This is a genomic window from Novosphingobium umbonatum (assembly GCF_004005905.1).
Taxonomy (GTDB): Bacteria; Pseudomonadota; Alphaproteobacteria; order Sphingomonadales; family Sphingomonadaceae; genus Novosphingobium; species Novosphingobium umbonatum.
In genome coordinates this window covers 23,143-38,278 of the sequence record NZ_SACO01000020.1, presented here as the reverse complement: position 1 = coordinate 38,278, position 15,136 = coordinate 23,143, and the positions used below count along the sequence as shown (strand labels likewise).

Genomic DNA, 15,136 nt, shown 5'->3' with positions numbered 1-15,136 from the left:
ACCCCAAAATCCAGAAAGGTATAAACCCAAAGCTTGACCTTGACCGCCATGGGCAGCACATAACCCATACCCACCCGGGTCAATTCTCAATGAAAATCCCGGGTCAATTCTCAGCGCAACTCAACACTTTGTTCTCTTTTGTACTTTTAGGCTTGACGGGATGGAACGTAAATGGAACAAAAAGGCATTGAAGCGGAACATAGCAGGTTTGGGAACCGCTGGTCCGCGCAAAGAGGAAGGTTTGTCGCGATGCTGAGCACTGCAATTCTGACCGGCGTGATCAACGTGTTCATCGGGCTGAGCGCGGCCTTTACCCTTTGCGCGCTGCTACATACGACCAAGGCTTTCTTTGCCTTGTGGAAGCAGTTGGACGCCGAAAGCGCTGCTCTGCGCCAGCAAGCAGGCGTTGTAGTGGTGCGCCGTGAACAGGTTTGCGTGCCCAGCAAAAAGCCCGCCACTTTGGCAGTGACGGGCCGTGAAATTGCCTTGGCGTAAGTGATCGGAACTCAGGCCGAACGCCCTGCCCGCTGCCGCATGACGCGGGCATAGAGCCATAGGCCATAGGGGATCATCGCCAGATAGACGACACAGATCCCCACCAGCGTAAACCAGGGTTCGCTGACCAATGCGGCCATGGTGATGCCGACCAAAGCGATCAGTTCCAGACGCACCGAACGGCGGGGACGCAAAGATTTCCAGCTCAACGTCGGCAGGCTGGAAATCAGTAGGAAAGCGACGAAGACCATCCAGCCACCGACGACTTCGGGCTGACGGAAGATGGGATCACCCAAAGCAATCCACAGATAGAGCGGCAAAAAGGCCAGGCCTGCCCCAACCGGAGCAGGAACGCCGGTCAGAAAGCCCGCCTGTTTGCGCGGCTCGGCAGGCATATCGATCTGGGCATTGAAACGCGCCAGACGCAAAGTCATGCAAATGGCAAAGGCCAAAGCGGCAAACCAGCCAAGACGCGGGATATGCTGCAACGACCACAGGAACATGATCAACGAAGGCGCCACACCAAAAGAGATGGCGTCTGACAGACTGTCCAATTCGGCGCCGAAACGCGATTCGGCTTTCAACAAGCGGGCGATCCGGCCGTCGATGCCATCCAGCACACCGCCCAGAATAATCGCCATAACCGACTTTTCCCATTCGCCCGCAATGGCAAAGCGAATGCCGGTCAGGCCGCAGCATAGCGCCGCCGACGTAATAGCATTGGGCGCCATGGTGCGCAGGGTCAGACCGCCGGGCAGTTTCCTGCCCCGCGGCCATCCGGTCTTCTGGCTCACTGGCTCAGACCCTCGATCAAAGCGGCTTCACCCACTTCGGCCAGAACGGTTTCACCGGCAATGGTGCGCTGGCCGACCAGAACCTTGGGCTCTGTGCCTTCGGGCAGATAGACGTCGACGCGGCTGCCGAAACGGATCAGGCCCACGCGCTGACCAGCGCCGATAATATCACCGGGCTTGACGAAAGGCACGATACGGCGCGCCACAAGCCCTGCGATCTGGGTAAAGCCGATCGACAGGCCATTGCCGCGATCGATCAGAATATGCTGGCGTTCGTTCTCTTCGCTGGCCTTGTCCAGATCGGCATTCATGAACTTGCCGGGGATATAGACCACGCGGGTAACCGTGCCCGCAATCGGCGCGCGGTTGATGTGAACGTCAAACACGCTCATGAAAATGGAAATACGGGTCACCGGCGCGTCAGGCAGACCGGCCAGACCCGAACCGTCGTCCATGGTCAGCTCACGCGGGGGCGCAACCTTCTGGATCAGCGTTACCAGACCATCGGCTGGTGCGATGACCAGACGATCGCCGCGCGGGGTAACGCGCAGGGGATCACGGAAAAAGGCGCAAATGCAATAGGTCAGGATGCCAAACGGCCATGCCAGCAGGGACCAGCCCAGCAAGGCGAACAGGACACAGGCAGCACCGCTGACAGCAGCGAATTTGCGGGCTTCGGGATGGACTGCAGGCCAATGCCATCCGGCATTACCGCGTCCCTGATTGTCAAAAATTTCTCCGGGCATAGGGGCAGTCTCTAGGCGCAGATGGGCGAGGCGACAAGCGGCAAAGGGCGTAGTGAGGGCTCAGGCCTCGGCTTTATGCGCTTTTCTCCGCAGCAACAGGCGATTGACCAGCACAGCTGCGGTCAGATCTCCCGTTACACTGGCACCGGTGATGATCGGGTCGGGCAAGGCGATGACCGCGACATAGAGCGGCATGATCGCCATAGGCGCGCCCAGAAACTGGATGCCGGGGGCATAGATGGCGTAAATTACCGCCGCGCCGGGCAGGCCAGCCCCGCTGATCGATCCCAGAATCACCGCCCCCCCAGCCAGCACCAGTTGCAAGGGCGAAGGCTCGATACCGGCAGCATGCGCCGCTACCAGCACCGCGCCGACCGCATGGGCCACTGTGCCCAAGCGGAACACCGAAACTGCCAGCGGGATCACCAACCCTACCACATCGGCAGGCAGCCGCAGCTTTTCCAGCGCGATTTCCAGCATCAACGGCATGGTGGCCATCGACGAACTGGTGCCAGCCCCCATCGCCTGAGCGGGCGCAACGGCGGCGGCGAATTGGCGCAAGGGTGCAGCGCCGCTAACCCACACCACCACATAACAGAGCGCGGCCATCAGCAGGCAGGTGGCAAAGCAAAGGGCGATAAACATGCCCAGCACTTGCGCCACATCCATCCCAGCCGCCTGCACCAACCCCATGGCCAGCAGGAAAATGCCGACAGGCGCGGCCACCAGCACCCAATCGACCAGAATCATCATCGCCTGCGCCACTTGCTGTAACAGACGCAAGGCCACCGGATCGGCCCCGCTATCCTCTTGCGGCAAACGCGCCAGTGCCAGACCAAAGCACACGGCAAAAATCACCAAGGGAAAGATCTGACCCTGAGCCGCAGCTGCAATCGGATTGTCGGGCACAATGGCCAGAATTTGCGCGGCAAGGCCCGGCACAGGTTGGGGCGCAGTTTCCGTCAGCAAACCCTGCAAGGCATGGGGCGGCAAGGGCCATAGATGCAGCGCCGTCTCGCATAGCACCGTACTCATCGCCACCACCGGCACCATGATCGCCACAAACACCACCACGGTGAGCGAGATCAACCGCCCTCCCCGCCCGCTGCGCACAGCAGAGGCGACGCCATGGGTAACCATGGCAAAGACCAAAGGCACCAGCGTCATTTGCAAGGCCTTCACCCACAGATGCCCCAAGGGCAACATCACCCCGGCCAATTGGTTCAACCAATCCCATTGCAACCAACGCAACAAACCGCCGCAAGCTGCACCGGCGCCCAAGGCAAGGAGGATAAGGCGGCTGCGGTTCATGGCACGGGCTCCAGAAACTTGGACGATGGACCGGGCCTTTCAACGATCAAGGCAACGGGAAGCGCCGACCGCTAGCGGAAATGGCCGATAGAAAGCAAGAAACAGAATGCCGCCCTTTTGACATATTGCCGCGCGCATAAGCAAAGGGCGCGGGCGCCGAATAGTCAGCCCCCGCGCCCATGCCTTTTACAACAAAGCCTTATGCGGCGACAAAATCTGCCGCGCTCAGCACCGGCTTGCTGGTCAGCACCGCGATCAACACGCGGTCTGCCCCGCCGACACCATCGGTATCGTAATAAAGCGTGCCGCTGGAGGCGACATAGAGCAGGTTCTGATCCGCGGTGGTGGCATAGCCGCCAAAGGCTATGTTGCTGGCATCAATCACCCCGCCGGTTGCGGACAGGCTGGAAAACACCGACAGGTCAAAGACCAGCTTGTCCTCGCCGCTGGTAAAGTCGCCAATCGCGTCCTTGCTCGTAGCCGTTTCCAGCACATCGAACACGAAACGGTCAGCGCCTGCGCCGCCCCACAGCGAATCCGCACCTGCGCCGCCGACCAGCGTGTCATTACCGGCTTCACCCTTGAGCGTATCATTGCCTTCGCCGCCATAAAGCGTGTCGGCCCCTGCGCCACCGGACAGCGTATCTTTTCCGCCCAGACCATAGAGCAGATTGTCACCATCATTGCCGGTGATCTGGTTGTCCTGCGCATTGCCGGTGCCGGTCAGATTGTCACTGCCGGTCAGGTTCAGCGTCTCCAGCGTATCGGCCAAAGTGTAGCTGACCGAAGCATAGACGCGGTCCTTACCCTCGCCTGCAGCCTCGGTGACGATATCGGCGGCATTATCAACGTAATAAGCATCATCGCCCGCGCCGCCGACCATAATATCCGCGCCTGCGCCACCCTTGAGAACGTCATTGCCTTCGCCACCGATCAGACGGTCACGCCCGTCCGTGCCCTTCAACGTGTCATTGCCCGAAGTACCGGTCTGCACCGCCAGACTGGTGGTCAGATTGAGCAGCGCCACCACCGGATCATGGTCCGATGCCGCACGGTCGGTCAGCGTGTTGACATGCACAATGTCCAGCGCCGCCCCGTCCAGCAGGCTGTCGCTGACCAGAATATGGTCGATTTCCTGCGCATTGCCTTCGAAGATGTAGCTATAGCGATCCTGCGCCGCGATGGTGGTATTCAGATTGGTCAACACGCCATCGGTGGCGGTCAACACACCATCGGTCAGCGTCAATTCGCCCGAGATCACACCCAGAGGCTCTTCGAACTGGAAGTCGTTAAAGTCGCCCGACACCAGAATATGCGCGCTCGGATCACTCGCCAACAGGCTGTCGACATAGTCGTTGACAACATCGGCCTGCGCCACACGCGCCGCCTCGCCCGCATTGGTGGAAGGCTGCACATCGCCCTGCAACGGGGTGGAGCCACCCTTCGAGGTCAGGTGGTTGCCGATAACGGTCAGTTCTTCGCCTTCAAAGGTAAAGCTGGCCACCAAAGGCAGACGCGCACCGTCAAACGGATTGCTGCCGCTGGTGGGCAGGATCGTCTGCACCGAGCCTTCGACCAGATCGACCGTATCCACGCGATAGATCATGGCCACACGAATATTGCCGCCCGGTTCGCCGCCATTGTTGTCATCGGTGATATAGGTGTTGTCGATCCAGGCATATTGAATGCCGCTGGCGGCATAGATCTCGTCCACCAGCATTTGCAGGGTCAGGCTGGCCGAAACCGTGGTGGTGTTCGCCGAACCGTCATTGTCCTGAATTTCCTCCAGCACCACAATGCCCGGCGCACCCAAAGCAAAGGCAATATCCTGCGCGATCATGGTGAAGCGGCCCGAGGCGACATCGGTATCGCCATCGGCATCATTGGGGTCCAGATTGAGCACATTGTAATTAGCCACCGCCAATTGGCCGGTGCCGGCAATCAGGCTGGTGGTCTGCGCGGCGACGGTGGTGTCCTGCGCGATGGTGATGGCCTGCGTGGCCAACACTTCATACATGCCGCCCGCATAATTGACCACGCCCACCACGCTGGCCAAAACATCGCCCGGATTGACCAGCGGCGCGGTGCCCGAGCCCAGTTCGACATCGGCATCGATCTGAATCTTTTCGGGATTATAGTCGCCGTTTACCGAATTGTTGGTGCCGGTGCCCGTGGTGGAATAGCTGCCGTTGATGGCCAGCGTGCTTTCCGCCGAAAGGCCCGAGGAGGACGTATGCCCCGCGCCATCACTGGCCACGGTGTAAATCTCGCCATAGGTGGTGGCGGTGGGGGCAATGGCAACCGGGTTCTGGATCTCCACCCGCATGCCTTCCAGCGATTCCCAGAAGTCCAGACCATCGGTGGCCGGATCAAAGCTGGTGAAACCGTCATCCTCCAGATTGGCGGTGGGGATGTGCAAACCATCCGGCCCGATCAGCACAGCGGCGGGAAGAGCATTGCCGCTGCTTTCCACGGTGATCACCGGCGCGGTCATTTCCGTGACGCTCAGGCTGCCGGTGGTGGAGGAAACATATTCGGTCACCGTGGCGGTGACTTCGATAGCGTCGCCAATCTTCACCGTCGGCGCCGTGCCGGTATAGACGAAAACCGCATCCGAAGTGCGGCTGTTACCGTCGCCGGCTGCATCCTGCAGGTAAAAGCCTGCGCCATCCACAGCCGTAACAATGCCCTTGGTAGTCACTTCCTGACCAGCATAGGCAGAGCTGTGGCTTTCGCCCTGAATTTCCATGATGGTGACGCGGGTCTTGTCGTCATTCTCGATAATGCCCGTGCCGCTGGAACGGCCAATATCGGCCCCGCCCATGGCGTTGGACAGCACCAGCGAGAACATTTCATCCGGCTCGCCCGTGGTGTCGGCGGCGACATGCAGGGTGATGGTGGCGCTGGTCTGGCCTGTGGCAAAGTTCACCGTTCCGCTGGTGGCGCCGCTCAGATCGTCGGCCGTAGCCGTGCCGAACATCACATTGTAATCGGCCGATACCGCGCCGGTCACGCCGCCGCTGCGGGTGACGGTGAAAGTGATCGCCGTGGTGCCGCTGTCGCCTTCCACCACGCTGGCATTGCCCATGCGCAGAGTGCCATTGGGATTGGCAGGGGTGAAATCCTGCGAGCCATTGACGCTGCCAAAGCTGCTGGTGGCGCCGGTGACCCAGGTGAAGGCCGCCGGATCGGAACCAGTGCCCACGCGCTGGATCGAGGTGCCTTCGGGCGCGCTGTTTTCCTGAACGCCCACGTCTTCGCTGACCATACCATTGGCCGCGCCGCTGGTGGCGGTCATCACGCCTTCATAGGAGATATATTCGCGCACGGTGCCGCTGGCATCGACCAGAGCAATGCCATCGGGCGAGCCATTCTGGATGTCGGTAGCGGCAAAGGAAAGCGTGCCAAAGCCGCTGTCCTGATCCGCGATCACACCGCTCAACGCGATGGTTTTATAGGCCGCGCCGCCATTGCCATTATACAGCACCAGCGTCCAACCGGCCAGATTGAGGCCAGCGGTGCCCGCAATTTCAATCGCTTCGCCGGTATCGGTGCCGATATCGTCATAATGGAATTCGTTGATGAAGGCGATGGCGGCGGCCTGCGGCAGGGCGGTGTCATCATTGGTGATCGTGCCGGTGGCGGTGGTCACGCTGCCCAGAGTGGCGCCGCCGGTGGGGGCCGATAGCGTGACGGTGAGCGTTTCATCGCCTTCCACCAACGTATCGCCCAGCACGCCCAGCACGATATTGGCGCTGGTCTGGCCCGCGGCAAAGCTGACCGTGCCGGTCAGCGTGGTGCCTGCGGCCAGATCGCTGGCATCGGCGCTGTTGAGCGTGACCGTATAGCTGGCCGAAACCGCACCATCGCTGCCATTGGCGCGGGTAACGGTAAAGGACAGGCTTTGCGTGCCGCTATTGCCTTCGGTGACGCTGGCATTGGCAATCGACAATTCGCCATATTTGGGCACGGCAACACTGCCAAAGGTCTGGCCGTTGTTGATGCTGCCGAAATTGCCGGTGGTCAGCGTCGACCATGTGAAATTCTCGTAAGTGGTGCCCGTGCCGGTCAGGCCAAGCGTGATGCCGCTGGCCTGGCTGCCGGTTTGCGACACGCCGATATCGGTGCTGGTCATGCCGCTGGCAGGGCCATTGCTGGCGGTGATGACGCCTTCATAGCTGAGGAATTGCACCACGGTGCCGCTGGCATTGACCAGCGCGAACCCGTCGACAGGGCCGTTCTGGATGCCGGTGGCGGCAAAGGACAGGGTGCCATAGCCATTGCCCTGATTGGCCACCGTTCCGCTCAGCGCGATCGTGCCATAGGTTACCGCGGCCGTACCGGTGGTGCCGCCATTGTACAGAACGATGGACCAGCCCGCCAGATTCGTGCCCGCAGGCGCAGCAATTTCGATGGCCTCGCCCGTGTCGGTTCCGGCATTGTCATAGTGCAATTCATTGACAAATATAGGCGTTGCCATTTTTCTTCCCCAGTTGCTGCCTTATGCAGCTCACATCAATGTCAGCAGTTTTTGCAAAGATACGGCAAAATACCAGTGGCATTTGCAATATATACGCAATCTTTATGCTTCGATTGTTGCACTGCGGTGAAACAGAGGCGGGCGCGGGCACTGCTGCCCCCCCCATGATCCTGAGGTGGCTATTGAGCGAAAGCTCGATCATCCAAAGGTTTCGCCATGGCATAGGCCAATTGGGCAAGGCCCACCGGATAGGACATTTTTCCGTCCAACCCAGAAAAGGTCGGGACCGAGTTTCGCTGGCTGGCCCGCCAGCAGTCGGATCAGGAGAGCGAGCGCCGCTAGAAATCCGCCGCCATGTGGTAGGCCTCTGCCTCGGTGAGTTCTTCAGGGAGCTTCTGGGCGAGCCTAGCGCGGGCTGCAGCAACCCGCCTCTACTCTGCGACCAGCAACGGCAGGCACTGTTGGGCCAACCGTTTGTCTTTTGCATGCGGTGAAACGGCGAACTCGACCTAGACCATGATGGCAATGTCCGAAGCCCAACGCTTGCAGACACACCCAAACCGACCCCTTTGCGGCGGCACGGCTTGGACATCTCCGACATACCCTCTGTGTAACAGATTTGTGTAGCAGTCGGAGGCCTAAAGGGCTCATCCCTTGGGAAATGAACTCGTTAGAGTTCGGTGGTGGACAGGGCTAGATTCGAACTAGCGTAGACTCACGTCGGCAGATTTACAGTCTGCTGCCATTAACCACTCGGCCACCTGTCCACACCGTTTCCCAGTGCTGGGGGTCTCCCCGAAGTGACTTAGTAAGTAAGTCCGTCCGGCCGAGGACCGCGCCTATGCAGAGGTTTACCTTGCCTGTCAACACCGTCCTTGGCAAAGGCGAGAAAATTTTTACGCGAAAGGAAAAAACATGAGCCGCAACGGCGATGATACTGGCGCCCCTCAGGACAAGGGTAAACGCCGCGCGCTGCGGGGCCGTGCGGGCCGAATGCAAGGCGGGCGGGGCTCTGGGCGCGCATCCAAGGGCGCTGTGCGTCTGTGGGGACACCATGCGGTTGAAGCCGCGCTGAAAAATCCTGACCGCAAACATCGCAAGCTGTGGGCCACGCGTGAGGCGATTGCGAATCTGGATGGCGAATTGCCCGCCGATTTCCCGCTGGAATATGCGCAGCCCGCCGATCTGGGCCGACTCGTTGCGCGCGATGCGCCGCATCAGGGTCTGGTGCTGGATTGTGATTCGCTCGAAGATATTTTTCTCGACGACGTGCTGGATGGCGATCCCTCGCGGCCGATCGTGGTGCTGGATCAGGTTACCGACCCACATAATGTCGGCGCGATCCTGCGTTCGGCCGCGGCCTTCAACGCAGCGGCGATCGTGACGCAGGACCGCCACTCGCCGCCCGAATCGGGCACGGTGGCCAAATCGGCATCGGGCGCATTGGAAATCGTGCCTTGGGTGCGTGTGGTCAATCTGGCCCGCGCGTTGGAAGATATTGCCGAGGCTGGCTATTGGCGAATCGGTTTGGCCGGTGAAGCCAAGTCAACGCTGGGCCAATGCCTGCCCGCAGGTCCCGTAGCCTTGGTGCTGGGCGCGGAAGGCGAAGGCATGCGCCACAATATCCAGCAGCATTGCGATGCGCTGGCCCGCCTGCCGATCAGCGAGGCGATGGAGAGCCTTAATGTTTCCAATGCTGCGGCCATTGCGCTCTATGCCGTGGCCACGCGCGCCGAGGTCGAGGACGAGGATTGATCCCTCCCCTGTCCCGCTGACATAAAAAACGCCGCGCCAAGCATCCAGCTTGGCGCGGCGTTTTTTAGGGAGCAGATCGGCATTGGCGGCCGTGAGGCGGGACGGCCCTAGCGCAATGCCTGCGCTCTATATCGTCGCCGTTTAGTTCACCGAGTCTTTGAGGTTCTTGCCCGCCTTGAACTTGGGCTGGGCCGAAGCGGCGATCGACAAGGGTTCGCCCGTGCGCGGGTTACGCCCCGTCGAAGCCTTGCGACGCGTGACCGAAAACGTACCAAAGCCCACCAGACGCACTTCATCCCCCGACTTAAGTGCGTCCGTGATAGCATTGAACACGCCCTCAACCGCCTTGGCGGCGTCGGTGCGCGTCAAGCCGCTGGCGTCGGCGACGACGCCGATCAATTCATTTTTGTTCATGCGGGAACCCCCAGATTACGCTGAAATGTGTTAACCTTGAATCGCCTCGTAAAAGCCGCCCAACACAAGCGATTTTTCGGGGGGCTGTCAAAGGTGAATACGGAAGCAAAGCCCCATTTCATCGCGTTTTGTAGGGGTTTTGAGACAGTTGCGCCCTGTCTTACGCAATTCGGCTAATGCACAAAACCGCGACACCTGCCTGAACAGATATCGCGGTTTTGCAGCAAAATTAATTAATTCAAAGGCTTAGATTTAATGCGCCGTAGCAGCAGCCCCAACAGAAGGTAAGGCCGCCGGAGCAGGCTGGCTGGCCAGATCATCCGCCTCTGTCCACTCGATCGCTTCGGGCACAGCGGTCAAGGCGCGGGCCAGAACCTGATCAACATGGCTGACCGGAATGATTTCCAGCCCTTCCTTGATATTGGCGGGGATCTCGGCCAGATCCTTCGCGTTCTCATCGGGGATCAGCACCGTCTTGATGCCGCCGCGCAAGGCCGCCAGCAACTTTTCCTTCAAACCGCCAATCGCCAGCACCCGCCCACGCAGGGTCACTTCGCCGGTCATCGCCACATCGGCGCGTACCGGAATGCCGGTCAGCGTGGAGACCATCGCCGTCACCATGCCGATACCTGCGCTCGGCCCGTCCTTGGGCACGGCACCTTCGGGCAAGTGGATGTGCAGATCCTTGCGGTTAAAGATCGATGGCTTGATGCCATAAGCGGGGGCGCGGGCCTTCACAAAGCTGAAGGCCATCTGCACGCTCTCGCTCATCACCTCGCCCAGCTTGCCGGTGGTCTTGGCGCTGCCCTTGCCGGGCACGGTCACGCTTTCAATGGTCAGCAATTCGCCGCCCACTTCGGTCCATGCAAGGCCGGTCACGGCGCCGATCTGGTTTTCCTCATCGGAAACGCCATGGCGATATTTGCGCACACCGGCAAAGTCGGCAAGGTTTTCGGGCGTGATGGTGACGCTCTTGTCCTTGCCTTCCAGAATGCGGCGCAAGGCCTTGCGCGCCAAACGCGCCACTTCGCGTTCCAGCGTGCGCACGCCCGCCTCGCGGGTGTAATAACGGATCAGGTCACGCAGAGCCGCTTCTTCCAGCGTGAACTCGCCCTTCTTTAGGCCATGCGATTCCACCTGCTTGCGCACGAGATGACGGGTGGCGATTCCCACCTTCTCATCCTCGGTATAGCCTTCCAGACGGATGATCTCCATGCGGTCCAGCAAAGGCTGGGGCAGGTTCAGACTGTTGGCGGTGCAGACGAACATGATGTCCGACAGGTCAATGTCCAGCTCCAGATAATGGTCCTGGAACTTGGCATTCTGTTCGGGGTCCAGCACTTCCAGCAGAGCCGAGGCCGGATCGCCGCGGAAATCCTGGCCCAGCTTGTCGATCTCGTCCAGCAGGAACAGGGGATTGCCGGTGCCAGCCTTCTTCAGGTTGGACACGATCTTGCCCGGCATAGAGCCGATATAGGTGCGGCGATGGCCACGGATTTCGGCCTCGTCACGCACACCGCCCAAAGATTGACGGATGAATTCGCGCCCGCAAGCCGCCGCAATGCTCTTGCCCAGCGAGGTCTTACCCACGCCCGGCGGGCCGACGAGGCACAGGATCGGCCCCTTCAGCTTGTTGGTGCGAGCCTGTACCGCCAGATATTCGATGATGCGGTCCTTGACCTTGTCCAGCGCATAGTGATCGGCATCCAGCACGGCTTGCGCGGCAGGAATATCCTTCTTCAACTTGCTGCGCTTGCCCCAGGGCAGGCCGAGCAGAACGTCGAGATAATTGCGCACCACGGTCGCTTCCGCGCTCATGGGCTGCATGGTTTTGAGCTTTTTCAATTCCGCCTCGGCCTTGGCCTTGGCTTCCTTGCTCATTTTCAGCTTGTTGATGCGTTCCTGCAGCTCGGCGATCTCGTTCGCCTCGCCTTCATCCCCGCCACCCAATTCGCTCTGGATCGCCTTCAACTGTTCGTTGAGGTAATATTCGCGCTGGGTCTTTTCCATCTGGCGCTTCACGCGGCCACGGATGCGGCGCTCCACCTGCAGAACGCCCAACTCGCCTTCCATAAAGCCATAGACCATCTCCAGCCTTTTGAGCGGATCGGTCTCGGACAGCAGCGCCTGCTTGTCGGACACTTTGGCGGTAATATGCGCGGCAATCGAATCGGCCAGCGTCGAGGCATCGGTGATGTCCGAAAGCTGCTCGCCCGCATCTTGGCTCAGCTTTTTGTTCAGCTTGGCATATTCGGCAAATTGATCGACCACGCTGCGCATCATGGCGGCCACTTCGGAGCCTTCGGCTTCCACCGCTTCGACCGCCGAAATCTCGGCGCGCAGCAGATCGCCTTCTTCCACCAGTTCCACCAGACGCGCACGGCTCTGGCCTTCGACGAGCACGCGCACGGTGCCATCGGGCAGCTTCAGCAATTGCAGCACCGTGGCCACCACGCCTACATCGAACAGATCATCGGCATGGGGATCATCGCAACCGGGGTCCAGCTGGGCCAGCAGGAAGATATCCTTGCTGCCCGCCATCGCCGCTTCCAACGCGGCCACAGATTTCTCGCGCCCTACAAAAAGCGGCACCACCATGCCGGGGAAAACCACGATATCGCGCAGCGGCAGCATGGGCAGAGAGGTTAGCAGCGGCGAGGTAGAGGGGGCGTTATCTGTCATAGTCATCCATTATAGCGACAAAACCGGAGCTTCGGGCGGCTGGGCTGAATTTTTTTCTGTCTGCTGAATATGGGTTGCCGCCCGCCCCTGTGCAATGGGGCGAGCGGCAAGTTTTCCCTATCGGCATTTTCGGCCCGAAACGCGCATCAGAAAGGCAGCTTGAAGCCCGGCGGCAGGCCCAACCCGCACTGCGCCTTGGCCATTTCGGCACCGGCCACTTCATCGGCCTTGGCGCGTGCATCGTTAAACGCCGCCGCGATCAAGTCTTCCAGCACGCCCTTTTCGGCAGGGGTCAGCAGGCTTTCGTCAATCTCCACGCCGATCACACGGCCCTTGGCGCTCGCGCGGATCTGCACCAGACCGCCGCCCGAAACGCCCTTGACCTCCAGCGCGTCCAGCTTGGCCTGCGTTTCGTTCATCTGCTTGCTGATCGTTTCGGCGGCAGCTTGTGCGGCCTTGATCATTTCTTCCATCGACTTCATCTATCGGCTCCAATTGGCTTGGCGGCGCGGTGGCTGACCGGCCTGCCCTTCTTCCGTAATATCCTGCGCCTGCGGGAAAGCGGCCATGGCGGCCTGCATCAGCGGCGATTGTTGGCGCTGGGCCAGTTCGGCCGCTTTGGCCTGCTCCTCCATCTCCACCATGCTGGGCGCCCCGCCCGATGAACGCCGCTCGACCTCCCACACGCGGTCGGTGGCCTTTTGCAAGGCGGCGCGTAGAATGGGGGTAACGTCCTCTGGAAAACCGGGCGCCTGTTCAAAAACGAGCCGCCCCGGCGCCAGGTCCACCACGCGCACCTGCAGGCGCATCATGCTGCCGGTGGCGATGGATTCGCGCTCGACCACTTCGACCAGATGGCGCCATTCCAGCGCGGGCATAGTGGAAACGGACATATTGGAAACCGGCATAGCAGGCGCGATCTGGGCAACCGGCTGGGCACTTTGCGAAGCGGCAGCAACCGCCCCCGACAGCACACCACCACTGGCCAGCCCTTCGATCTTTTTCACCAACTGGCCCGGATCGGGCATATCGGCGGCGTGCATACAGCGCAGCAGCGCCATTTCAGCAGCAACCAAAGGCTCCGGCGCGGTTTTTACCTCGTCATGACCTTTTAGCAGCAATTGCCAAAGGCGATGCAACTGCCCCGCCGACAATTGCTGCGCCCAGCCCTCAATCGCAGCCTTCTCATCCTGCGAGATCGAGCGGGTATCGCGCTTGCCCAATTGCGCCACGGTGATGCGATGGGTCACTTCCATCGCCGAACGGAGCAAGGCCAAAGGCTCCACCCCCAGCGCGAATTGCCCCGCCACCAGATCGAGCAGCGCCGCCCCATCGCCAGCGAGCAAAGCGGCAAACAATTGACGCTGGGCGGTCTTGTCCGCCAGCCCCAGCATTTCGCGCAAATGCTCTGCGGTAACCTTGGTCTGTTCGCTATCACTGGCCAGATCGGCATGGGCAATCGCCTGATCCAGAATCGACAGGCCATCGCGCACCGAACCTTCCGCCGCCTCGGCCACCATGGCCAAAGCTTCGGCCTCGGCCTCCACGCCTTCCTTTTCGCAAATACGGGCGAAATGGGCGGCCAGCAATTCGGCAGGGATGCGTTTTAGATCAAAACGCTGGCAGCGCGAGAGCACCGTGATCGGCAGCTTGTCCACCTCTGTGGTGGCAAACAGGAACTTCACATGCGCGGGCGGCTCTTCAAGTGTCTTGAGCAAAGCATTGAAAGCATTGCGCGAGAGCATGTGGACTTCGTCGATGATGTAGATTTTATAGCGCGCCGACACCGCCGCATAGCGCACCGCTTCGATAATCTCGCGCACATCGTCCACGCCGGTATGGCTGGCGGCGTCCATTTCGATCACATCGATATGCCGCCCCTCGGCAATCGCCACGCAGGGCTCGCATTGGCCGCAGGGGTCAATCGTCGGCCCGCCCTTGCCATCGGGGCCGATGCAATTGAGCGCCTTGGCGATCAAGCGCGCAGTGGAGGTTTTGCCCACCCCGCGAATACCGGTCATCAAAAAGGCATGGGCCAGACGGTCACGACGAATCGCATTGGCCAGCGTCTGCACCATCGCATCCTGACCGATCAGCTCGGCAAATGTTTGCGAACGATATTTGCGTGCCAAGACGCGATAGGGCTGAGCCGAAACGGGCGCTGCGAGTTTTGGCGCCGGAGCGGGTTCGGGCGCGGGTTCAGGCGCGCCAAACATGCTGCCCTGCCCCGCCGCTTCCAGTTCCTCGGCGCTTACCGTGTCCGAATCCTGCGAATCATCCGTATCCCACGGCAGATCATCGCCATCCTCATCACCGCCGAAGATTTCCGAAATGCTCATCATACCCCTGCTTGTCGCCTTGGCCGATGGATTGGCACATCAGGGGCAAAAAGCAAGTGCACCCCTTGGCCCATCCACCGCAGATGCGGCCAAATGATGGGCGCAAAAACAAAAAGGCCG

12 protein-coding genes and 1 tRNA gene are annotated in these 15,136 nt (G+C 60.5%); 3 read left to right on the top strand and 10 right to left on the bottom strand.

All coding sequences use genetic code 11. The features are described 5' to 3' along the window. A partial coding sequence (locus EOE18_RS18705) for a hypothetical protein (RefSeq protein ID WP_220446037.1) occupies nucleotides 1–191 on the top strand: 191 nt, incomplete at its 5' end. 58 nt (nucleotides 192–249) lie between these two features. Beyond that, nucleotides 250–495, top strand: a complete 246-nt coding sequence (locus EOE18_RS17165) for a hypothetical protein (protein ID WP_127711791.1) — start codon at nucleotides 250–252, stop codon at nucleotides 493–495. Nucleotides 496–506: 11 nt separating this feature from the next. On the opposite strand, the gene EOE18_RS17160 is transcribed toward EOE18_RS17165, so the two are convergent. The 6 genes from EOE18_RS17160 to EOE18_RS17135 all read right to left on the bottom strand — a co-directional run bounded on the left by EOE18_RS17160 (nucleotide 507) and on the right by EOE18_RS17135 (nucleotide 8,593). Continuing rightward, nucleotides 507–1,289, bottom strand: a complete 783-nt coding sequence (locus tag EOE18_RS17160) for a CDP-alcohol phosphatidyltransferase family protein (protein WP_246027522.1) — start codon at nucleotides 1,287–1,289, stop codon at nucleotides 507–509. Beyond that, nucleotides 1,286–2,035, bottom strand: a complete 750-nt coding sequence (locus tag EOE18_RS17155; protein WP_127711789.1) for a phosphatidylserine decarboxylase — start codon at nucleotides 2,033–2,035, stop codon at nucleotides 1,286–1,288. The genes EOE18_RS17160 and EOE18_RS17155 overlap by 4 nt, the downstream gene beginning before the upstream one ends. A 60-nt stretch (nucleotides 2,036–2,095) precedes the next feature. Further along, entirely contained in the window at nucleotides 2,096–3,346 is a 1,251-nt protein-coding gene (locus EOE18_RS17150) for a dicarboxylate/amino acid:cation symporter (protein ID WP_127711787.1), read from the bottom strand. Nucleotides 3,347–3,545: 199 nt separating this feature from the next. Next, nucleotides 3,546–7,826 (bottom strand): Calx-beta domain-containing protein, encoded by a 4,281-nt coding sequence (locus EOE18_RS17145; protein WP_127711785.1) that lies wholly within the window; start codon nucleotides 7,824–7,826, stop codon nucleotides 3,546–3,548. Next, a complete protein-coding gene (locus EOE18_RS17140) occupies nucleotides 7,801–8,028 on the bottom strand; it encodes a hypothetical protein (RefSeq protein WP_127711783.1) in 228 nt (75 codons plus the stop codon). Before EOE18_RS17140 ends, EOE18_RS17145 begins: the two co-directional genes overlap by 26 nt. A gap of 479 nt (nucleotides 8,029–8,507) precedes the next feature. Then, nucleotides 8,508–8,593: transfer RNA gene (locus tag EOE18_RS17135), tRNA-Tyr, on the bottom strand. A gap of 148 nt (nucleotides 8,594–8,741) precedes the next feature. Here EOE18_RS17135 and rlmB point away from each other — a divergent pair. After that, a complete protein-coding gene (rlmB, locus tag EOE18_RS17130; protein ID WP_127711781.1) occupies nucleotides 8,742–9,581 on the top strand; it encodes a 23S rRNA (guanosine(2251)-2'-O)-methyltransferase RlmB in 840 nt (279 codons plus the stop codon). A gap of 141 nt (nucleotides 9,582–9,722) precedes the next feature. Here rlmB and EOE18_RS17125 read toward each other — a convergent pair whose 3' ends face one another. From EOE18_RS17125 to EOE18_RS17110, 4 genes are all read right to left on the bottom strand, one after another. Continuing rightward, on the bottom strand, nucleotides 9,723–9,995 hold the full coding sequence (locus EOE18_RS17125; protein WP_127711779.1) for an HU family DNA-binding protein: 273 nt from the start codon (nucleotides 9,993–9,995) through the stop codon (nucleotides 9,723–9,725). Between the two features lie 252 nt (nucleotides 9,996–10,247). Then, nucleotides 10,248–12,677 carry an endopeptidase La gene (lon, locus tag EOE18_RS17120; protein ID WP_127711777.1) on the bottom strand — a complete coding sequence of 810 codons (2,430 nt, stop codon included), beginning with the start codon at nucleotides 12,675–12,677 and terminating at the stop codon, nucleotides 10,248–10,250. 146 nt (nucleotides 12,678–12,823) lie between these two features. Then, nucleotides 12,824–13,159 (bottom strand): YbaB/EbfC family nucleoid-associated protein, encoded by a 336-nt coding sequence (locus EOE18_RS17115; RefSeq protein WP_127711775.1) that lies wholly within the window; start codon nucleotides 13,157–13,159, stop codon nucleotides 12,824–12,826. After that, the gene (locus tag EOE18_RS17110) at nucleotides 13,160–15,019 is read right to left on the bottom strand and encodes a DNA polymerase III subunit gamma/tau (RefSeq protein WP_246027521.1); all 1,860 of its coding nucleotides are present in this window, start codon (nucleotides 15,017–15,019) and stop codon (nucleotides 13,160–13,162) included. It abuts the gene before it with no gap. Between the last annotated feature and the right edge of the window lie 117 nt (nucleotides 15,020–15,136).

What these genes read in the sequence shown, in the direction of transcription:
- rlmB (WP_127711781.1), top strand. Translation starts at nt 8,742, where the DNA reads ATGAGCCGCAACGGCGATGATACTGGCGCCCCTCAGGACAAGGGTAAA.
- EOE18_RS17165 (WP_127711791.1), top strand. Translation starts at nt 250, where the DNA reads ATGCTGAGCACTGCAATTCTGACCGGCGTGATCAACGTGTTCATCGGG.
- EOE18_RS17145 (WP_127711785.1), bottom strand. Translation starts at nt 7,826, where the DNA reads ATGGCAACGCCTATATTTGTCAATGAATTGCACTATGACAATGCCGGA.
- EOE18_RS17155 (WP_127711789.1), bottom strand. Translation starts at nt 2,035, where the DNA reads ATGCCCGGAGAAATTTTTGACAATCAGGGACGCGGTAATGCCGGATGG.
- EOE18_RS17140 (WP_127711783.1), bottom strand. Translation starts at nt 8,028, where the DNA reads ATGATCGAGCTTTCGCTCAATAGCCACCTCAGGATCATGGGGGGGGCA.
- lon (WP_127711777.1), bottom strand. Translation starts at nt 12,677, where the DNA reads ATGACAGATAACGCCCCCTCTACCTCGCCGCTGCTAACCTCTCTGCCC.
- EOE18_RS17125 (WP_127711779.1), bottom strand. Translation starts at nt 9,995, where the DNA reads ATGAACAAAAATGAATTGATCGGCGTCGTCGCCGACGCCAGCGGCTTG.
- EOE18_RS17115 (WP_127711775.1), bottom strand. Translation starts at nt 13,159, where the DNA reads ATGAAGTCGATGGAAGAAATGATCAAGGCCGCACAAGCTGCCGCCGAA.
- EOE18_RS17150 (WP_127711787.1), bottom strand. Translation starts at nt 3,346, where the DNA reads ATGAACCGCAGCCGCCTTATCCTCCTTGCCTTGGGCGCCGGTGCAGCT.
- EOE18_RS17110 (WP_246027521.1), bottom strand. Translation starts at nt 15,019, where the DNA reads ATGATGAGCATTTCGGAAATCTTCGGCGGTGATGAGGATGGCGATGAT.